The organism is Paenibacillus pasadenensis, from assembly GCF_002864175.1.
Classification (GTDB): domain Bacteria; phylum Bacillota; class Bacilli; order Paenibacillales; family Paenibacillaceae; genus Paenibacillus_O; species Paenibacillus_O pasadenensis.
The window spans coordinates 252183-273105 of record NZ_NFEZ01000003.1 but is presented as its reverse complement, the minus strand read 5'-3'; the positions used below and the strand labels follow the sequence as shown (position 1 = coordinate 273105).

At 61.9% G+C, this 20923-nt stretch carries 12 protein-coding genes; all 12 read left to right on the top strand.

The window, feature by feature from the left end:
- The first annotated feature begins 25 nt into the window (after positions 1-25).
- The 12 genes from B8V81_RS04920 (at position 26) to B8V81_RS04865 (ending at position 20868) form a co-directional block, all read left to right on the top strand.
- Positions 26-2830: a beta-galactosidase gene (locus B8V81_RS04920; protein ID WP_180968382.1), complete on the top strand. Its 2805-nt coding sequence runs from the start codon at positions 26-28 to the stop codon at positions 2828-2830.
- 102 nt (positions 2831-2932) lie between these two features.
- A complete protein-coding gene (locus tag B8V81_RS04915) occupies positions 2933-4408 on the top strand; it encodes a glycoside hydrolase family 30 protein (protein WP_180968381.1) in 1476 nt (491 codons plus the stop codon).
- 29 nt (positions 4409-4437) lie between these two features.
- Positions 4438-6516, top strand: coding sequence for a hypothetical protein (locus B8V81_RS04910; RefSeq protein ID WP_101807886.1), 2079 nt, complete (start codon positions 4438-4440; stop codon positions 6514-6516).
- A gap of 100 nt (positions 6517-6616) precedes the next feature.
- Positions 6617-9475, top strand: a complete 2859-nt coding sequence (locus tag B8V81_RS04905) for an extracellular solute-binding protein (RefSeq protein WP_180968380.1) — start codon at positions 6617-6619, stop codon at positions 9473-9475.
- Positions 9472-10422 (top strand): carbohydrate ABC transporter permease, encoded by a 951-nt coding sequence (locus B8V81_RS04900; RefSeq protein ID WP_164820091.1) that lies wholly within the window; start codon positions 9472-9474, stop codon positions 10420-10422. Before B8V81_RS04905 ends, B8V81_RS04900 begins: the two co-directional genes overlap by 4 nt.
- A gap of 81 nt (positions 10423-10503) precedes the next feature.
- Positions 10504-11313, top strand: a complete 810-nt coding sequence (locus B8V81_RS04895; protein WP_127464327.1) for a carbohydrate ABC transporter permease — start codon at positions 10504-10506, stop codon at positions 11311-11313.
- A gap of 22 nt (positions 11314-11335) precedes the next feature.
- The gene (locus B8V81_RS04890) at positions 11336-12790 is read left to right on the top strand and encodes an NHL repeat-containing protein (RefSeq protein ID WP_028597626.1); all 1455 of its coding nucleotides are present in this window, start codon (positions 11336-11338) and stop codon (positions 12788-12790) included.
- A 51-nt stretch (positions 12791-12841) separates the two neighbouring features.
- Positions 12842-13468 (top strand): YIP1 family protein, encoded by a 627-nt coding sequence (locus tag B8V81_RS04885; protein WP_028597627.1) that lies wholly within the window; start codon positions 12842-12844, stop codon positions 13466-13468.
- A 4-nt stretch (positions 13469-13472) separates the two neighbouring features.
- Entirely contained in the window at positions 13473-16097 is a 2625-nt protein-coding gene (locus B8V81_RS04880; protein ID WP_028597628.1) for a DUF5696 domain-containing protein, read from the top strand.
- 12 nt (positions 16098-16109) lie between these two features.
- Positions 16110-17045: a carbohydrate ABC transporter permease gene (locus B8V81_RS04875; protein ID WP_028597629.1), complete on the top strand. Its 936-nt coding sequence runs from the start codon at positions 16110-16112 to the stop codon at positions 17043-17045.
- A complete protein-coding gene (locus tag B8V81_RS04870) occupies positions 17032-18027 on the top strand; it encodes a carbohydrate ABC transporter permease (RefSeq protein ID WP_028597630.1) in 996 nt (331 codons plus the stop codon). Before B8V81_RS04875 ends, B8V81_RS04870 begins: the two co-directional genes overlap by 14 nt.
- A gap of 48 nt (positions 18028-18075) precedes the next feature.
- Positions 18076-20868 carry a beta-galactosidase gene (locus B8V81_RS04865; protein ID WP_101807884.1) on the top strand — a complete coding sequence of 931 codons (2793 nt, stop codon included), beginning with the start codon at positions 18076-18078 and terminating at the stop codon, positions 20866-20868.
- Positions 20869-20923 lie beyond the last annotated feature (55 nt).

The following is a 20923-nucleotide window of genomic DNA, read 5'->3' as shown; positions in this document are numbered from 1 at the left end:
TAGTCTGACTATGGAGGATGAACCGATGATGAAATCGCCCGCCCTCGCCGCAGCTCCCGTCAGTCTGGCGGCAAATGAAGTCCGCATCCAGGGAAAGTCCGAGCTGCTCCTTTGCGCCTCGCTGTTTTACTTCCGCATACCGCGAGCCTTATGGCGGGAAAGGATGCTCCAGCTGAAGGCATTCGGCTACAACGCGATCGATGTCTACTTCCCGTGGAATTACCATGAGCCGGAGGAAGGGCAATGGGATTTTGCCGGCGAGAAGGATGTCCGCGCCTTCTTGCAGGAAGCGCATGAAACTGGACTGTTCGTCGTCGCCAGGCCGGGTCCCTATATCTGCTCGGAGTGGGATGGAGGGGCGCTGCCTGCCTATCTGTCCGCCGCCGAAGGCATGAGGCTGAGGGACAACGATCCGCTTTTCCTCGCAGCGACGGCGAAGTGGTTCGACCGCATCCTCCCCGTATTGAAAGCTTATGAGATCGGCAGCGGCGGCACGATCGTCGCCGTGCAGCTGGACAACGAGCTGGACTTCTACGGCTGCAAGGACCCTCGCGGCTACATCTCCGCCTTGCGCGAGATGGCCCTCGAGCGGGGCATCGCCGTGCCGCTGATCGCCTGCGCGGGGCAGGGCGGCCTGATGGAGGCGTCGGGCTTCGCGGATGGAGTCGTGCCGACCTGCAACTTCTATCCGAACGACCGCGACCCTGCGTTCGAGGAGAAGGTCGGCCGCTATCAGGAGCTGCTCGCCGGGAAGGGACTGCCGCTGCTGGTGACGGAGACGAACCGCTCCCACTTCCTGCTCCGGCGGCTGCTGTCCTGCGGCGCGAAGCTGCTCGGCCCTTATTTGCAGGTGTCAGGGACGGATTTCGGATTCACCAACGCGACGAACAACTGGGGCAAGCCGCTTGCTTTCCTAACCTCGGACTATGACTTCGGCGGCATGATCTCTCCGGAAGGGCATATCCGTCCCGAGGCGTACGAGGGCAGGCTGCTCGGCCGCTTGATGGCGGCCTATGGCGCGACGCTGGCGGAAGCGGCGCCTGCGGGGCAGGGGATGATGCGGACCTTGGCGGCTCCGGAAGGAGCGGCGGCCGGCTCGAGAGCGCTTAAGCTGCGGGACGGCGGCTATCTCGGCTTCGTCTCCAACGTCGCGGAAGAAACGGCGGCTGTCGTGCTGGAGATCGCCGGGACGCGGATTCCGCAGCGGTCGACGCTCCGGCTGGAGCGCTGGCGCTCCTTGGCGCTGCCGGTAGGCGTGCCGCTTCGCGCCTGGGGAATCGAGGGCACGCTGCTGCATGCGACGGCGGAGCTGTGGAGCTGCCGCAAGCTCGGCTCAAAGACGGTCCTCGCTTTCCACGCGGAAGGCCAGGGCGAGATCGCGCTGAAAATCGAGGGAGCGACGGTGCTGGAGACGTCGGGCATGGACGCGGATGAAACGGCTGGAGCGCTCATGCTGACCTTCGATTCGAGCGAGGACGCGGCGTGCAGGATCGCGCTCCCGGACGGCTCCGTGCTGGAGCTGATCGCGATGGACCGCTCCCGCGCCTTGCTGCTGGAGGAGATTGGAGAAGACGGCGAGCTGCGGTTCGGGGAAATGCCGGACTATCGAAAGGAAGCCGTCGAGCTTGACATTCCGTGGACGTTCTCGCCCGTGGAGGCGGATCGCCCGCTATCGACATCGCGCCGCCACGGCTTCTCGGCCGGCGGGGCCGGATATCTGGAGTCGTACGGAATCCAACGAGGCTACGGCTGGTACGTCGCGGAGACGGAGCCGCCGCCAGCCGCGGAGCCGCAGGGGCTGCTCGTGCGCAACGGAAGCGACGTCCTGTCCCTTTATGCGGGCAAGCGGTACTTGGCCACGATCGTTCCTGGAGGATCGAGCCGATACGTTCCGTTCGCAGATCCGGCGACGGACGGTCCGATTCCGATTACGGTGCGGGCGGAGATCTGGGGGCATAGCAATTTCGACGATATCCGTCTTCCTGGACTACGGCTGCACGCCGGCAAAGGATTGACGGGGCTCGCCACCGTCACGAAAGTCATCCCTCTGACGGGAAACTGGCGGGTGAAGGCCGCCACGGACCGCGAGCCGAAGGAGGAATGGATCGGCAGGACGGCCGACGAAGCGTTATGGCCGATCGTCAGCTTCGGAGGCTGGCTGTCGTCCGCGAGACCCGCTCTCGAGTATTATCGTAACCGCTTTCAAGCGGCGAGCGACGCAAATTGCTGGACGCTGCATTTCGACGGTCTGCAGGCATCGGTCCATGTCTTCGTCGACGGAAAGGACGCCGGCCCGGTTCATCCGGGCGATCCATACGTCGATCTCTCCGCTTTTGTCCAGCCTGGAGAGCCGGTTCAGCTCGCGGTATTCATGGAGAGGCAGCCTGGGCCCGCCGCCGGCAAAGTGACGCTGTACGAGGGCGTCGCAGCCAACCGATGGGAAATCTTCTCCGGCGAGGAAGAGCAGCTGCATGCCCACGCCCAGTCGCTGCAGGAAGCGGCAAACGTCCGGCTGCCCGTCCAGCTGGAGGCCGGAGACATGGGCTGGCTGATCGGAGCCGTCGGCCATTCGAATGACGGCAAAGGCTGGCGGGTTCAGGCGAAAGGCTCGAATCTCAAGCTGACGGCGCTGTTCAACGGGCGTCTGGTCGGCCGCATCTGGCTGCAAGGCAGCCGTTCTCGTCCCTTCTTCACGGGCGGGAGCCAGGATTCGTTTTATGTGCCGGGGCCGTGGTTCCGGGAGGAGGCCGGCCAGCTGGCGCTCCTGCTGGAGGCGGTCGACGGCGAAGCGCCGTCCGTGCTGGAGGAGCTGTCGTTCCGCCCGGTATAGGCTGGACGGGGGTGGAGGCGAGCGGGGCTGTCGATTTATGTAACCCGTTTCATCATAGTCCATACGTCGATGACGGCAGCGTCCAGGATAGGGGGAGAAGCGATGCGGAACAGGTCAAAGAGGATCGTTCTGGCCGGATTGGCAGGTCTGGCGGCATGCGGCATCTTGATTCTGCTCCTCGCGATGCCGCTGTCGCCAAAGCACGGCGCGGATGAGGAGCCAGGGAAAGGGGAAGCGCTCATGGGCAAACGGATTCAGCTGGACTACGACACGGCTTACCAGACGATCGACGGATTCGGAGCCTCCGGAGCGTGGTGGGCGCAGGAGGTCGGCGGCTGGAAGCATCTGGATGCGATCATGGACCTGCTGTACGACGACAAGCAGGGCATCGGGCTCGACATCTACCGCTACAACATCGGAGCCGGCAAGCCGACGATCGCAACCGATCCGTGGCGGACGACGATGACGGTGGAGGTATCCCCCGGCGTCTATGACCTCGACCGGGACCGGAACGCGGTCCAGGCGATGAAGGAGGCGGCCAAGCGCGGAGCGGACATCGTGCTGTTCGCCAACAGTCCGCCCGCCAGGCTGACCGCATCGGGCTATTCCTCCGGAGAGCCGTCGGGCAAGCCGAATCTCCCTCCGGAGAACGAGGAGGCGTTCGCCAAGTATCTCGTGGACATCACGGAGCTGATCGTCCGCGAAGGATTACCGGTCAAATACTTGAGCCCGATCAATGAGCCGCAGTGGGACTGGAAGGGAGGGCAGGAGGGCTGCCATTACGAGCCGGAGCAAGTGATCCGCCTGTCCCGCAAGGTGGCGCTGGAGCTGGAGGCGAGAAAGCTCCCCGTCAAGCTGCTGGTCGCCGAGTCGGGCACCTGGAACGACCCGGAGTACACGCTCGCGATGTATAAGCGGATCATGGGCGACGAGGTGCTGTCCCGCGCGATCGACGCCTACGCCGTGCATTCCTACTGGTCGAGCGTGAAGGACAAGAAGATCGCGGCCGAGTATTTCTCGCAGTTCGACGACCTGCTCCCGCTGCATCAGACCGAATGGTGCGAGATGGTGGACGGCAACGCGGCGGGCATGGAGGCGGCTCTCGTGCTGGCGAGGACGATCCATGAGGATATGACGATCCTGTCGGTATCCACCTGGGAGCAGTGGCTGGCCGTCGCCAAGGGCGACTATCGCGACGCCCTGGTGTACGTCGATCCGTCCACGAGGCAGTTCGGCGCCGCGAAGCGGATGTGGAGCTTCGGCAATTATTCGCGGTTCATCCAGCCGGGCTCGACCCGGATCGGGGCCGCGAGCGAGGACAGCGACGTGCTGGCCTCCGCTTATGTCAGTCCGGACCAGGACCGGACCGTCATCGTGGCGGTCAATGCCGGGAAGCAGGAGAAGCCGGTCTCGTTCGCCGGGCTGCATGGCAAAAAGGCGGAGATCTACGAAACGTCGGAGGCTCGCGACCTCGGCCTCGTGAAGGAGGTGAGCTCGCTCGGGAACTATGTCCTGCCGCCGGAATCGGTTACGACATTCGTCGTCCAGGCACGAACGGCCGGATTTTGGCAAAGATGAAGGCGCAAACCAAATGGGGAGGATCGAACATGGCAATCCAATCGAAAAGGCTGCCTGCGATGTTCATGGCCATCGCGATGTTTTTCACCGTCTTGATCGGCTGCGAGAATTCGAACGGAGATCCGGCAGCGGAAGCTCCGGCTAAAAACGAAGCGGCGCAAAACAAGGAGGAGCCGCAGCCGAGCGGAGGAGGCGGCAAGGGAGAGCCGACCGTCATCGTATTCGGCACCCACTGGCAGGCGGGAGACGACCCGAGCTGGAAGGATCCTGTGACCGGCGAGCCGGGCATGTCGCCGGAGCAGCTGCTCGCCCGCCAGAAAGCCCAGGAGGCGGTGCTCAGCGAGCTCAACGTCGAGATCAAATGGCTGCAATACCCGACCGACCTGCGGGAGTCGCTGCTGAAGTCGGTGCTCGCGAATGCTCCGCTCGTCGACCTGGCGCTGCTGTGGGGCGGCTCGCAAGGAACGCTCATCGGGCAGAACATCTTCCAGCCGCTGGACGAGTACGAAAGCATCTTCAGCGATCCGGACGACGCCTGGATGCTCGGCGAAAAGATGTTCGGCAACAAATATTTCCTGAACTACATCCTCGACTTTGTCAACGCCTGGCCGCTCGTCTACAACATCTCGTACCTCGACAAGGTCGACGCGCTCAAGGAAAACGGCAAGACGGTCTATCCGCATGATCTGTGGAAGCAAGGCAAATGGACCTGGTCGGCCTTCGAGAGCTACCTGTCCAAGGTCAACGAGTATTACGCGAACAAAAAGTCGCCGGTGCGGACGGACGTGCCGATCAAGCCGTTCCAGACCGACTATCGCTATACGGCGTTCCAGGCGATCCACGCCAACGGCGGAGCGGTGTACGGAGCCGACGGGCTGACGGCGGATTCGGCGGAAGCCAAGGAGGCGGTAGCCTATCTCGATCGGCTGATGTCGAAAAGCCTGATGATGACGTCCCGATACGGCGACGACTCCTCCGTTCCGGGCTGGACCTGGAACGGCAGCGATTTCGGCAACGGAGAGACCGTGTTCACCAACATGGTGCCGTGGCTGTCGAACGGAGCGGGCCAGACGCTGGCGTCCCGCGGCGAGTCGATGGGCGTCGTGCCGTTCCCGAGACCGGACGGCATCGCGGCCGACGATCCGAAGTATGGCCAGGTCATTTTCCCGAACAATCAGTTCGCCGTCCTGAAGGGCGTCTCCAAAGAGAAGACGGAGCTTGCGCTGAAGGCCTACAAGACTTATTGGTCGACCGTCTACAAGACGCTGGCGAGCAGCGACAAGGCGCTGGACTTCTTCAGCAAGCAAGCGAAGAGCACGGCGATCAACTACGGCTTCGACGTCACGAACGAGCAATATGGAGACGCCGTTTTGGAAGCGTTCACAGCCATCTCCGGCAGCAGCCCGAACGAATATGCGTCGATCATGCCATGGAGCAACATATGGACGGACGTCATCCTCGGCAATTCCTTGTACGGACTGAACGGCTCTCCGAAATATGCCGGCGCGATCGACGCGCAGAAAAACGTCATCGTAGACGCGATGGCTGCGGTTGAAAAGACGATCAGCTCCGGCGAATCGAAGGACAACATGCCGCCTGCCTTTACGGCGACCGGCACGCCGATCGCGATTCCGGCCGGCACGGATCCGTCGACGATCAAATGGGATGCGTTCGTCAAGGCGGCGGACGGCATTGACGGCGAGATTCCGTTTGCAAGCGTCGCGGTCGACGTCTCCAAGACGAAGTTCGATACGGTCGGAAGCTATGACGGAGGCCTTGCGCTTTCCGCCAAGGATGCCGCCGGCAACGAAGGCAAAGGAGCCTTTGCCGTCATCGTCTACGATCCGAACAACAAAAAGCCGCCGACCCTCGCCGCAAAAGCGGAATACCGCAAGGTGAAGGTGGATGAAGACGCCTCGGCCATCAACTGGGGAGCGGACTTCGTGGATCAGGCGGTCGACAAGGACGGCTTCGATCTGAAGGGCCAGATTGCCGCGGACATCGGAAGCCTCGATGTGACGACGCCGGGCACCTATGACGTGAAGCTCTCGGTGAAGGACTTTGCCGGCAATGCGGCGGAGCTGACCGTTCCGGTGACGGTCGAGTAAGGAGCAGACGCGAATCGCTGCGGGCTGCGGATGCGGCGCCCAGCCGGGCGGCGGCCGCCGTCCGCAGCCCTTTAATGGAGGGTCCAGGCGTATGTCCAAGATGAAAAGAACGATGTTGTGCGCGGCGCTGGCCTTGCCGGCATTCGCCCTGCTCCTGTCTGCGGCAGGAGCAGGCAGCGTGAATGCGCTGACGGCGGATGGAACGCAAGAGCGGCAAGGCTATCTCGAGGAATCGTACCGCGCCTACCTCGAGAGCGCCGGTTATGCAGGGAAGATGGCTTCCTCGGCCATCGAGGTGGATGTCGCTTCCTTCACCGCCTCGGACGGCATGGAGGCAAGCTACCGGGACGGCGCGGCCATCGCTGGCGAGAACGGCAGCATCACCTGGAGCGTGCCGGTGCGGGAGGCGGGATTCTACCATATCGCGCTCACGTATGCGCCTGTCGCAGGAACGAACGCGAAGATCGAGCGCAAGCTGCGGATCGACGGCAAAAGCCTGTTCGCCGGCATGGACCAGCTGGTCTTCCATCGCGTATGGGACAGCAGCGCGGCCATCGCGCAGAAGGATGGGAACGAAATTCGGCCCAACGCGATCGAAAAGACGGAGCCGATGACGGTCTATCTGAACGACTCGCGCAAGCGAGGCTTGGAGCCGTATGCCTTTTACTTGAGCGCGGGCACGCATGACCTCATCTTCGAATCCGTCAAGGAGCCGATCGAGATCCGCGGCATCGCGCTGCAAGCGGCGCCTGAGATCAAGCCCTATGCGGACGCGCTGGCGCAATGGCAATCGACGCTCAAGGTGTATGAAGGAGCGAGCCTCGTCTATCAGGCGGAACGGACCGACGGCCGCACGGTCGGAATCGAGAAATCGTCGGTCGACATCATGCTGGCCACCGACTACGCCAATCCCAGCACCGTTCCCTACCATCCCTATAAAATCAAGCTGAACACGATCGGCGGCACGAGCTGGAGGACGCCGGGCGACTTCATCTCCTGGCGCATCGAGGCGCCGGAGGAGGGGCTGTACCGGATCTCCTTCCGCGGGGCGCAGAATACGAACCGCGGCGTCATGTCGTACCGGCAGCTGAAGGTGAACGGGGAAGTCCCTTTCCGCGAGGCGGAAGCGATCCCGTTCGCCTTCCATTCCGGGTTCGTCCACTATGTGCCGGGAAGCGGCGGCGAGGAATACCTCATTCCGCTGAAGCAAGGCGAGAATACGATCTCGCTGGAGGTCGTGCTGGGCGATTTTGCCATGCCGCTGTCGGAAGTCGAGAAGAGCGTGCTCGCTCTGAACGGCTTGTACCGCAAGACGGTCCAGATTACCGGCCTCGTGCCGGATCGGTACATCGACTATGAGATCACGAAAAAGATTCCCGGCTACGCGCAGACGCTGCAGGAGGAGAGCGAGCGGCTGCAGGCTGTCGTCCGCGAGCTGGTGAGGATCACCGGCGAAAAGGGCGAGAAGACGGCGATGATTGAAAAAATGCAGGTGCAGGCGGAGCGGCTGAGCCAAAATCCGGAAGCGGTCATCACGGAGCTGGCCACGATGGAGAACAACATCTCCTCGATGGGCACCTGGATCTCTTCGATCTCGGAGATGCCGCTGCAGCTCGACAGCTTTACGCTGTCCGCGCCCGACGCCCCGCTCCCGGCCGCCAAGCCGAATCCGTTCGTCCGCGCCTATTACGGAGCGGTCCGATTTTTCTCGACCTTCTTCGTCGATGAGACGACGCTGTCCAGCGGCGAGCAGGACGGCGCCATCAAGGTGTGGATCGCGGCGGGACGGGATCAGGCCCAGGTCATCAAGACGCTGATCGATCAAAGCTTCACGCCGAGGTCGAACATCCCCGTCGAGCTGCAGCTGATCCCGGAGGAGGTCATCCTGCCGGCGACGCTGGCGGGCAACGGCCCCGACGTCGCACTCGCCATCCCGCAGGCGACGGTCGTCAACTTCGCGATGCGCAGCGCGCTCGCGGACTTGTCCAAGCTGGACGGCTTTGACGGCATCCGCGGCCGCTTCAACGAAAGCCTGTGGAGGACGGTATCGTACCGGGACGGCGTATACGGAATTCCCGAGCAGTCGACGTTCCTGATGATGTTCTACCGCAAGGACATCCTCGACCAGCTCGGCCTGCAGCCGCCCGGCACCTGGGCCGAGGCCGAGCATGTCATCTCCGTCCTTCATGCCAACAACTACGACTTCTATATCTCCGGCCAGGAGCTTTATCCGTCGCTCGTGTACCAATCGGGCGGAGACCTGTACCAAGGCAGCGGCAGCGATTACGGCATCCAGAGCGGGCTGGCCAGCGATGAAGCGATGAGCGCGTTCAACCAGCTGACCCGCTTCTTCACGAGCTATCGCCTGCCTGTCACCGCCGACTTCCCGAACCGGTTCCGCACCGGATCGATGCCGGTCGGGATCGCGCCGTACGTCACCTACAACCAGCTCGAGGTGTTCGCTCCGGAAATCCGCGGCTTATGGTCGTTCGCGCCGCTGCCGGGAGTCGAGCAGGCCGGCGGCGGCGTGAACCGCGCCGCGCTGGCGACGACGATCGACAGCGTCATGATGGAGGCGTCGGACAAGAAGGAAGCGGCATGGGAATTCATGAAGTGGTGGGCCGAGACGGAGACGCAGGCTCAATACGCCAATGCGCTTGAATCGGTCATGGGCTCCGCCGCCAGGTACCCGACTGCGAACGTCGACGTGCTGAAGCGGCTGCCCTGGGCGGCGAAGGACGCGGAGCAATTGATGCGGCAGCTCGAGGACACCGTCGGATTCCCCGAGGTGCCGGGCGGCTACATGACGCCGCGGGCGATCGATTATGCGTTCCGCTCGGTCGTGACGAGCGGCCGGAACCCGCGCGAGGCGCTGTATATGAACATCAAGCAGATCGATCGGGAGCTGGAGAAGAAGCGCAAGGAATTCAAGCTCTCCACAGATAGAGGGGCAAGGTGAGTATGCAGACGAGTCGGAATTCGATCCGGGAACCTATCCTGACCCGCAAGAGCGAGACGTCGATCTCGCATGTCTGGAAAAGACATAAAGAGAAATACTTGCTGCTGCTTCCGTTCTCCGTCATCTTTGTCGTGTTCACCGTCATTCCCGTCCTGACTTCGATCGTGCTCAGCTTCACCTCGTTCAACATGCTCGAGCTGCCGAAGTTCGTCGGATTCGGGAACTACATCAACTTGCTCGTGAACGACGAAATCTTTCTGGTCGCGGTGAAGAACACGCTGTTTTTCGCGCTCATCACCGGGCCGATCAGCTATATCATGTGCTTCGTCTTCTCCTGGCTGATCAACGAGCTGACGCCGAAAGTGCGCGCGGTCATGACGCTGGTATTCTACGCGCCTTCGATTTCGGGCAACGCCTATCTGATCTGGAAGCTCATCTTCTCGTCCGACATGTACGGCTATTCCAACGCCTGGCTGCTGAGGCTCGGCTTCATCAGCGAGCCGATCCTGTGGTTCGACAAGAAGGAGTACGTGTTCCCGATCCTGATTCTGGTCCAGCTGTGGCTGAGCCTTGGCGTGAGCTTCCTGGCGTTCATCGCGGGCTTGCAAAACGTGGACCGGACGCTGTACGAGGCCGGACAGATCGACGGCATCCGCAACCGGTGGCAGGAGCTCTGGTTCATCACGCTGCCGTCCATGAAGCCGCAGCTGCTGTTCGGAGCCGTCATGCAGATCACCAGTTCGCTGTCGGTGTCGCAGCTGTCGATCGAGCTCGCCGGCTTCCCTTCGGTCGAGTATTCGGGCCATACGATCCTGACGCATCTGCATGACTACGGCTTCATCCGCTACGAGATGGGCTACGCCTCGGCGATCGCGACGGTGCTGTTCTTCATCATGGTCTTCACGAACATCATCGTGCAGAAAGCTTTGAGAAGGGTAGGGGTTTAGGTGAGCGTCGTTCCTGCAGCGGTCAAAAAAGCGTACTTGTCGCGAAAGTTCAGGCGAAGGAACCGAAGCATCCTGGGCGACATGAGCCTGACGTTTTTCCTCGGCCTGTTCGGCCTGTTCAGCGTCTGGCCGCTTGTGTTCATCCTCAACAACGCGTTCAAGCCGCTCAACGAGATTTTCCTCTTCCCGCCGAAGCTGTTCGTGCTGAGCCCGACGCTGACGAACTTCCAGGATCTGCTCATCATCATCGGCAACTCCTGGATCCCGATGTCCCGCTATCTGTTCAATACGCTGTTCCTTACGGCGGCCGGCACGGCGGGCACGGTCATCATCGGCTCGATGGCGGCTTTTCCGCTGGCCAAATACGTCTTTCCCGGCTCGAAGACGATGTCGAAGCTGATCGTCTACTCCCTCATGTTCAACGGCACCGTCACCGCGCTGCCGAACTACGTCATCATGTCGAAGCTGAATATGATCGACAGCTACTGGGCGGTCATCCTGCCCTCGGTCGGCTCGACGCTCGGACTGTACCTCATGCTGAACTTCATGGTCCAGGTGCCCGACGCGCTGATCGAGGCGGCCAAGATCGACGGAGCGAGCGAGTTCACGATCTTTTGGAAAGTCATGATGCCGCTGTCCAAGGCGGCCTGGATCACTCTCATCATCCTCTCGTTCCAGAACTTCTGGGGGACGACGGGCGGCGGCTTCATCTTCAGCGAGAAGCTGAAGCCGATCAGCTATGCGCTGGCGCAGATCGTCAATGCCGGCGTAGCCCGCACGGGGGTCGCCTCGGCCGTGACGCTGATCATGCTGGTCGTGCCGGTGGCCGTCTTCATCTTTTCGCAGAGCAACGTCATCCAGACGATGGCCTCGGCAGGCATCAAGGAATAACGACGGAGAGGAGGGTTCCGCGATGATGAAAACGTTGCGGGCGGCCGGCATCGCGGCCGTGCTCTGCTTGATCTGGCCGCTGGCGAGCGCGCATGCCGCCACGACGTTCGAAAGCAATTACACGTACGACGCCTGGGGGAACGTCAAGCGAAGTCCCCCGGCGTTCGAGCTGGTCGATACGCTGGACAGCCGGGACATGGAGCCGATCAAGGTCGGAAGCTTCGATGATGTCTTCGTCTCCGAAGACCGGATCTTTGTGGCGGACGCGACGGAAAGCCGCATCAGCGTCTTTGATGCCCAGCTCCGTTTCGCAGCGTCGATCAAGCTCATCCGCGACGGAGCCGGCAAGATCATGGTGAGCGAAGCGACCGGCAAGCAGCTGATGCTGACGAATCCGGAGGGCGTGTTCTACAGCGAGGCGTCCGAGGAGCTGTATATCGCGGACACGGGCGCGGAGCGGATCGTCGTCCTGGACGGGATGACCTATGCGTTCAAGCGGACGATCGAGAGGCCGGAGAACATGGTCGGAGCGACCCTGTTCAAGCCATCCAAGCTCGTCGTCGACAAGAACGGGAAAATCAGCGTCGTCGTGCAGGGCAGCTACGAAGGCATCATCGAGATCCAGCCCGACGGGTCCTTCTCCCGGTATTTCGGCTTGAACAAGCCGCGGGTCGATCTGGCGGACTTCTTCTGGAAGTCGCTGGCCTCCAGCCAGCAGAAGGAAAAGATGAAAAAGCTGTTCGCGCCTTCCTTCAACAACATCAGCATCGATGCGGAAGGACTCATCTATGCGACGACGTTCGACCCGTCCGCGCAGAACAAAGTGTTCCGGTTCAACTCGAAGGGGGAGAACATCCTCGTCCAGAACGGATATTTCCCCGTCATGGGCGATCTGACGCGGGTCACGGGCCAGGAAAGCCAGTTCGTCGACATCGCCGTTTCCGATTACGGCGTGTACGCGCTTCTGGACAAGACGATGGGCCGGGTGTTCCTTTACAACTTCGAGGGCGACATCATGAACGTGTTCAACTCGATCGGCAACCTGAAGGGGAACGTCAAGGAGCCGACCTCGATCGCCTGGTTCGGAGATCGGCTGATCCTGCTCGACCGGCAATTCGGAAGCGCGTCCGTGTTCCAGCCGACGGAGTTCGGAGCGGCCGCGCTGGAAGCGGAGAAGCAGTATTTCAACGGGAATTGGAAAGCGGCGGGCGGAGCCTACCTGGACACGCTCGAGCGCAACGCCAACTACGACATCGCCTATACGGGAGTCGGCCGCAACCTTCTGATGCAGGACGAGTTCGACGAGGCGATGTACTACACGAAGCTCGGCAACAGCCGCGGCTATTATTCGCAGGCGTTCGCGGAGTATCGCAACCTGTTCATCCAGCATCATTTCCTGTGGTTCGTCCTCGTGTTCGTCGCGTTCGCGGTCCTGTTGTTCTATTCGGAATACCGGTACAACCGAAAGACCGGCTGATCGATGCGTCGGCTCCATCATGTTCTCGAAAGAAAGGCAGGATCGCGACTTATGACCGGAATTGTCGAAGACGGCAAGTCTATGCTCCGCGTGCTCTTCCATCCGTTCGACGGGTTCTACGAGGTGAAGTTCCTGGGCAAACGGAATTTCGCGCTGGCGACGATCATCATGCTCCTTTGCGGCTTGACGGGCATCTTGAGCTATCAGTACACCGGCTTCATCCTGAACTACTTCCCGCTGTTCGAGATGAACAGCATCGCCCTCTTCGTGACGACGCTGTTTCCGTTCCTGTTGTTCCTGCTCAGCAATTGGAGCGTGACGACGCTGTTCGACGGCAACGGCACGATCGGCGACATCTACATCGTGCTCAGCTATGCGCTCCTGCCGAAGCTGGCGTTCGACCTCGCCGGCATCGCGCTGAGCAATGTCGTGACGCAGGAGGAGGCGGGGCTGCTGCAGGCGTTTACGGCGATCGGGACCGTATGGTTTGCGTTCCTGCTGTTCTGCGGCTTGACCGTCACGCATGAATATTCGGCTCTCGTCAACATCGTGACGCTGGCCGCATCATGCGCCTCGGCGGTTCTGATTCTTTTCCTGTCGATGCTCTATTTCACGCTGATCGGGAAAGTCGTCGGATTCGTCTATGCCGTGTTCCTGGAGCTATCAAAGAGGTGGTGACGACATGCTGAAGGATTTGCGCGAAGCGGCGTCCTTCCGAAAAAAGGCCGCGGGCCGGATGGCGCTGGCGCTCGCGCTGCTGGCCGTGCTGGCGTCCGCCGCGATCGCTTATCTCCCCTCCGTCGTCCAGCATTACAGCATCGGACGGCAGCCGCTGCCGGAATACGAGCGGGCGGGACTGTCGCCCGCGACGGGCGAGATCGACAAGGGGGCCGGCACGGTGCTGCTGGCCCAAAACGAAGGCAGGGAGCTGTACCTCGACGCCCGCACGCTGAATCTGAAAGTCGTGGACGCGCAAAGCGGAGCGACGTGGAACAGCCTGTATGAGGACGGCAAGAGCGGGGATGCCGAAAAATCCCCGCTCCTCATCCGGTTCCTCGGCAAGGACAGCGCGATGTACGAATGGGATGCGTACAAGTACGCGATCCAGAACGGCCGCTACACGCTGAACCGGATCGACGGCGGCGTGCAGATCGTGTTTGATTTTTTTGAATCGGAATCGTACCGCCTGCAGGAGTACCTGCCGCAGAAAATCTCGATCGAACATTACGAGAAGCTCTTCCTCGAAAAGCTGGAGCAGGCGGTGAGCCAGGGAAAGCTGACGGAGGCTCAGGCGAAAAAGCATGAAGAGTCGCTCTCCATCGCGTATCAGCGGGATGAGGACAACGGCCTCTACTTCTTCAAGTTTTCCGGGCTGCCGCCGCTCTCGCTCGTGAAGGATCTGATCCAGTTCTCCAAGGCGGTCGGCTATACGACCGAGATGCTGCTGGCGGACAGCCAGCAGTATGGCATTTCGGTCACGATCGCGCAGCCGGCCCGCTTCGTCGTGACGATGGAGGCGAAGCTCGATCGAGGCGATCTCGTCGTCCGCGTGCCGTCCTACTCGATCGAGGGAGACAACGACTTCTACACGATCCAGAACATCAGCGTGCTTCCTGCGTTCGGACTGGTGTCGGCCGAGAAGGCGGAGGACGGGCAGATCGTCGTGCCGGACGGGGCGGGCGCGCTGTTCCAGATCAATACGTTCAACGGCAAGTTCCCGGAATACGAGCGTCCGCTGTACGACAATACCTACTACAACACGTTATACGAGCTGCCGGAATATCCCGAAACGCTGTCGATGCCGGTGTTCGGCCTGTACGCGACCGATCTCCGCGGGAGATCCCAAGGACATCTGGGCATCGTCGAAAAAGGCGCGGAGCTCGGCTACGTGAAGGTGCAGCTCGGCACGAAGGACGCTTCGGCGGGAGGCTCGCTGTACAACAAGGTGTACAGCTCCTTCGACTCCACGCAGTATTCGCGGGTGAAGGTGTTCGGGCCTTACAGCGACAACGAGGCTCGCTTCCTGGCGGACACCGGCTTGATCCCGGTCGACTACACGGTCCGTTACAAGCTGTTCGCCGGGAAGGTCGACTATTACGATCTGGCCCGGACGTATCGCCAGCATCTGATCGACACCTACGGCCTGAAGCCGGCCTATTCGACGGAGCCGAAGCTGTTCCTGGACGTGATCGGAACGGTCACGCTGGAGAAGAGGAGGCTCGGCGTCCCGTATACCGAGCCGTATTCCATGACGACATACAGCCAGCTGCTGGACATCGTCAAGGATCTGCAGGACGTGAACGCGGTCGTGAACTACAAGGGCGTCTTCAACGGAGGCATGGACAACACGATCGGGAACAAGGCGGAGCTGGTCGGAGCGAACGGCAGCAGGAAGGAGCTGGAGGCGCTGCGCAAGCAGGTCGAGAGCGGGAACGGCTCGCTGTTCCTCCACGCCGATCTGATGCGGGTGGCGGACACGAGCGGAGGCTTCTGGCCGAAAAGCAACGCCTTGTACGGATACGACGGCAAGCCGGTCGAGATCCGCAAGTACAATTATGCCTTCGGCAATTTCGATCCGGACAGCCGAGGCCGCTATCTGCTCCATCCGCTTCGTTTGAGCGACACGGTGGACAAATTCCTCAAGGACTCGCAGGCGTATCCGAATCTCTCGCTCGGCGACATGGGCTCGACCTACTATGCGAGCTACAATCCGCGTGAAATCGTCGATCCGGTCATCAGCCGCGGCATCGTCGAGGAGAACCTGAAGAAGCTGTCCGCCCGCAAGAAGCTCATCCTCGAAAATCCGGCCATCGACCGGATCGGGTATGCGGCGTATGCCTCCGACATCTCCCGGGAGAGCAGCGGCTATGCGACGATGTACAGCTCGATTCCGTTCCGGCAGCTCGTCATGAACGGGTTGACGGAATATACGACGCTGGACGTGAACCTTGCGGCGGATCGCAGCGATTACTTCCTCCTGCAGGCGTTCGAGCTCGGCAGCCTGCCGAAGTTCACGATCAGCGCGGAGAACGTCGACGTCCTCAAAAACTCGGAGTACAGCGACTACTTCTCCATGCAGTACGCCGTCCTCGCCGACGAGATCAAGGCCGTATACGCCGAATACAGCGAGGGGCTGGCGGCGATCGGCTCCAAGGAGATCGTCGGCCATCGGATGCTTGCGGATAATGTGTTCGAAACGACCTATGCCTCGGGCGCCTCGGTCATCGTCAACTACAATAAATTTCCGGTCGCAGCAGCCGGATCGAATCTGGACGCTCTTGGCTATGTCATCCAGCCAACGCCGTAAGGAGGTAATGCCATGCCGGGTGCGGCAGAAAAGATTCGGAAGAGATCGCGCCTCTCCTACCAAACGATGCAGAAAATCCATGGCATCGTGTTCGTGCTGCCGTGGCTGATCGGGTTCGGCCTGTTTTTCGTCACGCCGCTGGCCAGTACGATCAAGTACGCTTTTCATGAAGTCGGCGTGGCGGAAACGGGCGGCATGGCGCTCCGGTATGTCGGCCTCGACAACTTTACGAATCTCTTCAATGTCGAGGTATCGAGCCAGAGCCAGCCGTTCCTGAGGGTGTTCTCCGACGAGAACGTCAATATTTTCATCAACACGCCGGTCATCGTCGTCTTCAGCCTGTTCTGCGCGATTCTGGTCAACGTGAAGTTCAAGGGCCAGGGACTGGCGAGGGTCGTCTTTTTCCTGCCGATCGTGCTTGGACTGAAGGTCGTCGTCGACCTGATCATGGTCTCGACAGGCGGGGACGTGGCCGATGCGGCCGTCGACAGCACCATCGACAACGAGATGATCTTCGATTTCCTGAGGGAGTACACGTTCCTGCCCCGGGACATTACGATGTTCATCTCGGATCTGGCGACGAACATCTTCCTGCTGCTCTCGCAGACAGGCGTGCAGACGCTTATCTTCCTCGCCGGACTGCAGTCCATCAACCCGTCGCTCTACGAGGTGGCGAAGATCGAGGGCGCCAACAGCTACGAGATCTTCTGGAAGATTACGCTGCCGCTGGTCGGCAACATCTCGCTGTTCGCGCTGATCTATACGTTCGTCGACATGTTCCTCAAGTCTCCGATTTCCACGGAAATCTATTATTTCGCCTTCAACAAGAACAATATCGGCGCGGGCTCCGCCTTGTCGGTCGTTTATCTCGTCAACGTGCTGGCCGACCTGCTGCTATTGATGCTGATCATGAACCGGGTGGTGAAGCTGAGCCATGCTGCAAAGTGAAACGCGGACGAAAAATCCAGTCCAGGCTTATCGGCTCAAGAAGGCGATCCGCGGCATCGTCATCGGGTATTTCTTCTATTCGCTTGTCATCGGGCTCGGGTTCGCCATCCTGTATCCGTTGATCAAGCTGATTCCGTTCGTGTTCAACAACCTCGAGGATCTCGGCAATCCCGACGTCATCTGGGTGCCGATCGAGCTGTCCGTAGACAGCTTCCGGGCTGCGATGCGGCTCGTCTTCGGCAACGGCCTGCCGTTGCTGCAGTCCGTCGCCTATGGGGCGGCGATCGCCTTGATTCAGATCTTCATGTCCGCCATCGCCGGCTATTCGCTCGGCCGGATCGGTTTTTGGGGCCGGAACGCCGTCATGGGGCTCGTCATCCTGTCCTTCGTCGTCCCGCCTCAGTCGCTGCTCATCTCGCAATACTTGAGCTTCAAAAACTTCGATGTCCTGGGGATCGCCTCGGCGCTCGGCGGCGGCCCGATCGACCTGATCAACCAGCCGTATACGCTGTACGCGATCGCGCTGCTCGGCTTCGGCGTGAAGCAGAGCATGTTCGTCTTCATTTTCCGCCAGTTTTTCAAGGGGATGCCGGCCGAGCTCGAGGAAGCGGCTTATATCGACGGCTGCGGCTTCTATCGGACGTTCTTCAAGATCGGGCTGCCCAACGCGCTTCCGGCGATCATGACCGTCGGAATCCTCGCTTTCGTATGGAACTACGGAGATACGTACTATACCGGCTACTTCCATCCCGATGGCCCGTACCTGAGCATCAAGCTGGCGACGACGTTCGCTCCTGCGAACGTAAACAACATCCTGTACGCGGTCCGCACCTGGTACGACGTGCCGGGCGCGACGACGTTCGCGTTCGACGCCGTCAAGCAGGCGGCGGCTCTCATCTTCCTGCTGCCGCTCCTGATCCTGTATTTCTTCGCGCAACGGCGGATCGTCGAAAACCTGGAGCAGTCCGGCATCGTCGGGTAACCGGCCGGGCTGCCGATCCCATCCAGACAGAAAGAGGCGTACACCTTTATGAAATCCTTATCCTTATCCAGATCTGCCGGCCAGCGGCAGTCGAGAGTCGACTTCGACCGCAAAAGCTTTGTCATCGATGGCGAGCGGGTCTTCCTCCAAAGCGCCTCCATCCATTATTTTCGAATGCCGCGCGCGGAGTGGCGGGAGACGCTCGTCAAGGCGAAGCTGGCGGGGATGAACAGCATCGACACGTACTTCGCCTGGAACGTCCATGAACCGGAGGAGGGGCAGTGGCGCTTCGAGGGCGATGCAGACTGCGGAGCGTTCCTCGACCTGTGCGCCGAGCTCGGCCTATGGGTCATCGTCAGACCGGGGCCGTTCATCTGCGCCGAATGGGACTTCGGCGGCTTCCCGTGGTGGCTCAGCCGCAAGGAGGGCATCCGCTTCCGGGAAGCGAACGAGACGTTCCTGCGCGCCGTGGACATCTATTTCGACCGGATCGGCGAAATCATCCGGGACCGCCAGCTCGGTGCCGGCGGCACCGTCATTCTCGTCCAGGTCGAGAACGAATACGGCTATCTGGCCGATGACGAGGCCAGCCGGCCGTACATGGCTTATTTGCGGGACGGCTGGCTGCGGCGGGGCATCGAGGTGCCGCTGATCACCTGCGCCGGCGGCGTAGAGGGGGCGGTGGAAGGCGCGAACTTCTGGAGCGGGGCGGATTCGCATTTTGACAAGCTCGCCCGGAAGCAGCCGGATGCTCCGAAAATCGTGACCGAGTTCTGGAGCGGATGGTTCGAGCATTGGGGAGCGCCGGCCGCAATTCAAAAAACGCCGGAGCTGTATGAGAAGCGGATGTTCGAGATCATTCGGGCCGGATTTTCCGGGATCAGCCATTACATGTTTTTCGGCGGCACGAACTTCGCCGGATACGGCGGCCGGACGGTCGGCGCGAGCGATACGTTCATGGTCACCTCCTACGGCTACGATGCGCCGCTCGACGAGTACGGCCGGACGACGCCGAAATATTTCGCCGCGAAGCGGCTCGCCTGCCTCGTGCAGGCCATCGAGCCGTTCCTGCTGGAGTCGGAGCCGCTGGATGCTGCCGCCGTCAGGGCGTCGGCAGGGCTGGACGTGCGCGGCAGGAGGCTGGGGGATCAGCGGCTGCTGCTCGTCGAAAGCGGGAAAGAGGAAAGGGAGACGTTCCATCTGACGCTGGAGGACGGCAGGACGCTGCCGGTCATCGTCCATCCCGGCGAGATCGCCCCCGTGCTCGTCTCCGTCGACATTGGCGGAGGGCTGCGTCTGACGAGCACGGCGAGCCTCGCCTGCAACGAGCCCGTCGGCGGCGTGCGGACGCTGATCGTCCATGCGCGCGACGGACTGCGCTCGTTCGTGGAGCTGACCGCCGCCGCGCCGATCCGGCTCGCAGGCGAGCGGCCGCAGCTCGCCTCCTGGAGTCCGGACGGGAGAACCGTTTCCTTCGACCTCTACCATTTTCGCGAGCCGCAAACGATCGAGCTGACGATAGGCGGGGAAGCGCTGCGCCTGATCGTGCTGAGCGGCAGCGAGATGGACCGGACCTGGCGCCTCGGCGCCGGGCGGTGGCTGTTCGGCTGCGACGATGTCGATCTGACGCCCGCAGGCGAGGGGGAGTTCCAGGTCGCGGTCAGCCGTGCGGCCGCCCGCCTGCCGCAGCCTCCGGCGCTGCTGGACTGGTCGAGCGCGGCGTTGGAGCTGGACTGCATCGGCGGCATGCCGGTCGATCGGCCTCGGGACTTCACGAGCTGGGGGCAGCCGTACGGCTATCTGCTGTACAGCTGCGAGATCGAGCGGGAGCGCGAGGGCTGGACGACGCTGATTCTGCCGAGGCTGGAGGATCCGGCGCGGGTATTCGTCAACGGAACCGAAGCCGCGCTGATCCGCGAGGTCGGCTCGGCTGCCGTCCGCCTTCCCCTGCGGCAAGGAAGCAATCGGCTGCAGCTGCTCGTGCAGAACATGGGCCGCTTGAACTTCTCGCCCGATCTGGGCGAGCCGAAAGGGCTGTTCGACACGGGATATGTCGATGGCGTGGCGCTCGACCTGCGCGCGGGCTGGAAGGCCGATGACGGCGAGACGGAGGCGGCCGTTCATTTGGACCGGGTCGCTGCCGTCGACGGGCAGCCGAGCCTGTCCCGCATGTTCAGCCTGGACGGACAGGACCGGGCGCTGCTCGTCGGCGCCGTGGCCGTTCCGCTTCGCGTCAACGGCCGGATCGTGCCGCTCGAGGGCTACCAGAACTGGTTCGCTCACCGGACGGTCGATCTGTCGGCGTATGTGCAGCAAGGCATCAACATCATCGAGATGCCGTACTTCAAGTCCCCGATCCCGCGCCTGGAGCTGCTGGCTTACCGCTCCGCCGACAGCGTCGGAGGCTGGAGCATGGCCGGCATCGGAGAGGAGCGGCCGGAGGCGGCGGCCCGGCTCGGCGCGGCTGCAGCGACGGTTGAGGAAGCCGAAGCGGCGAGGGCGGACGGTGCGGCGAGGGCGGCCGGAAAAGAAGCGGCTGCCGCCGCCGGGACTCCAGCTTGGCATGCTTGCGAGTTCGCAGCGCCGTCGCTGCCGGAGACGCTGCGCCCGAGGCTCAAGCTGCGGCTGACAGGCATGAGCAAGGGCTCGATCTGGCTGAACGGCATCGACCTCGGGCGATATTGGCAGATCGGACCGCAGGAGGACTACAAGATTCCGATGTCCTGGCTGCAGGAGCGCAACCGGCTCGTCCTGTTCGATGAGCAGGGCCGCTCGCCGGACCGGGTGCGGCTGCTGTATGACGAGGCGTCAGCCCGCGAGTGGGAGCCGCATCTCGAGTAGGAGAACGCCGGCCGCCATGGACTCGACGATCCGCGAGGAGGCGCGCTGGCGGAGC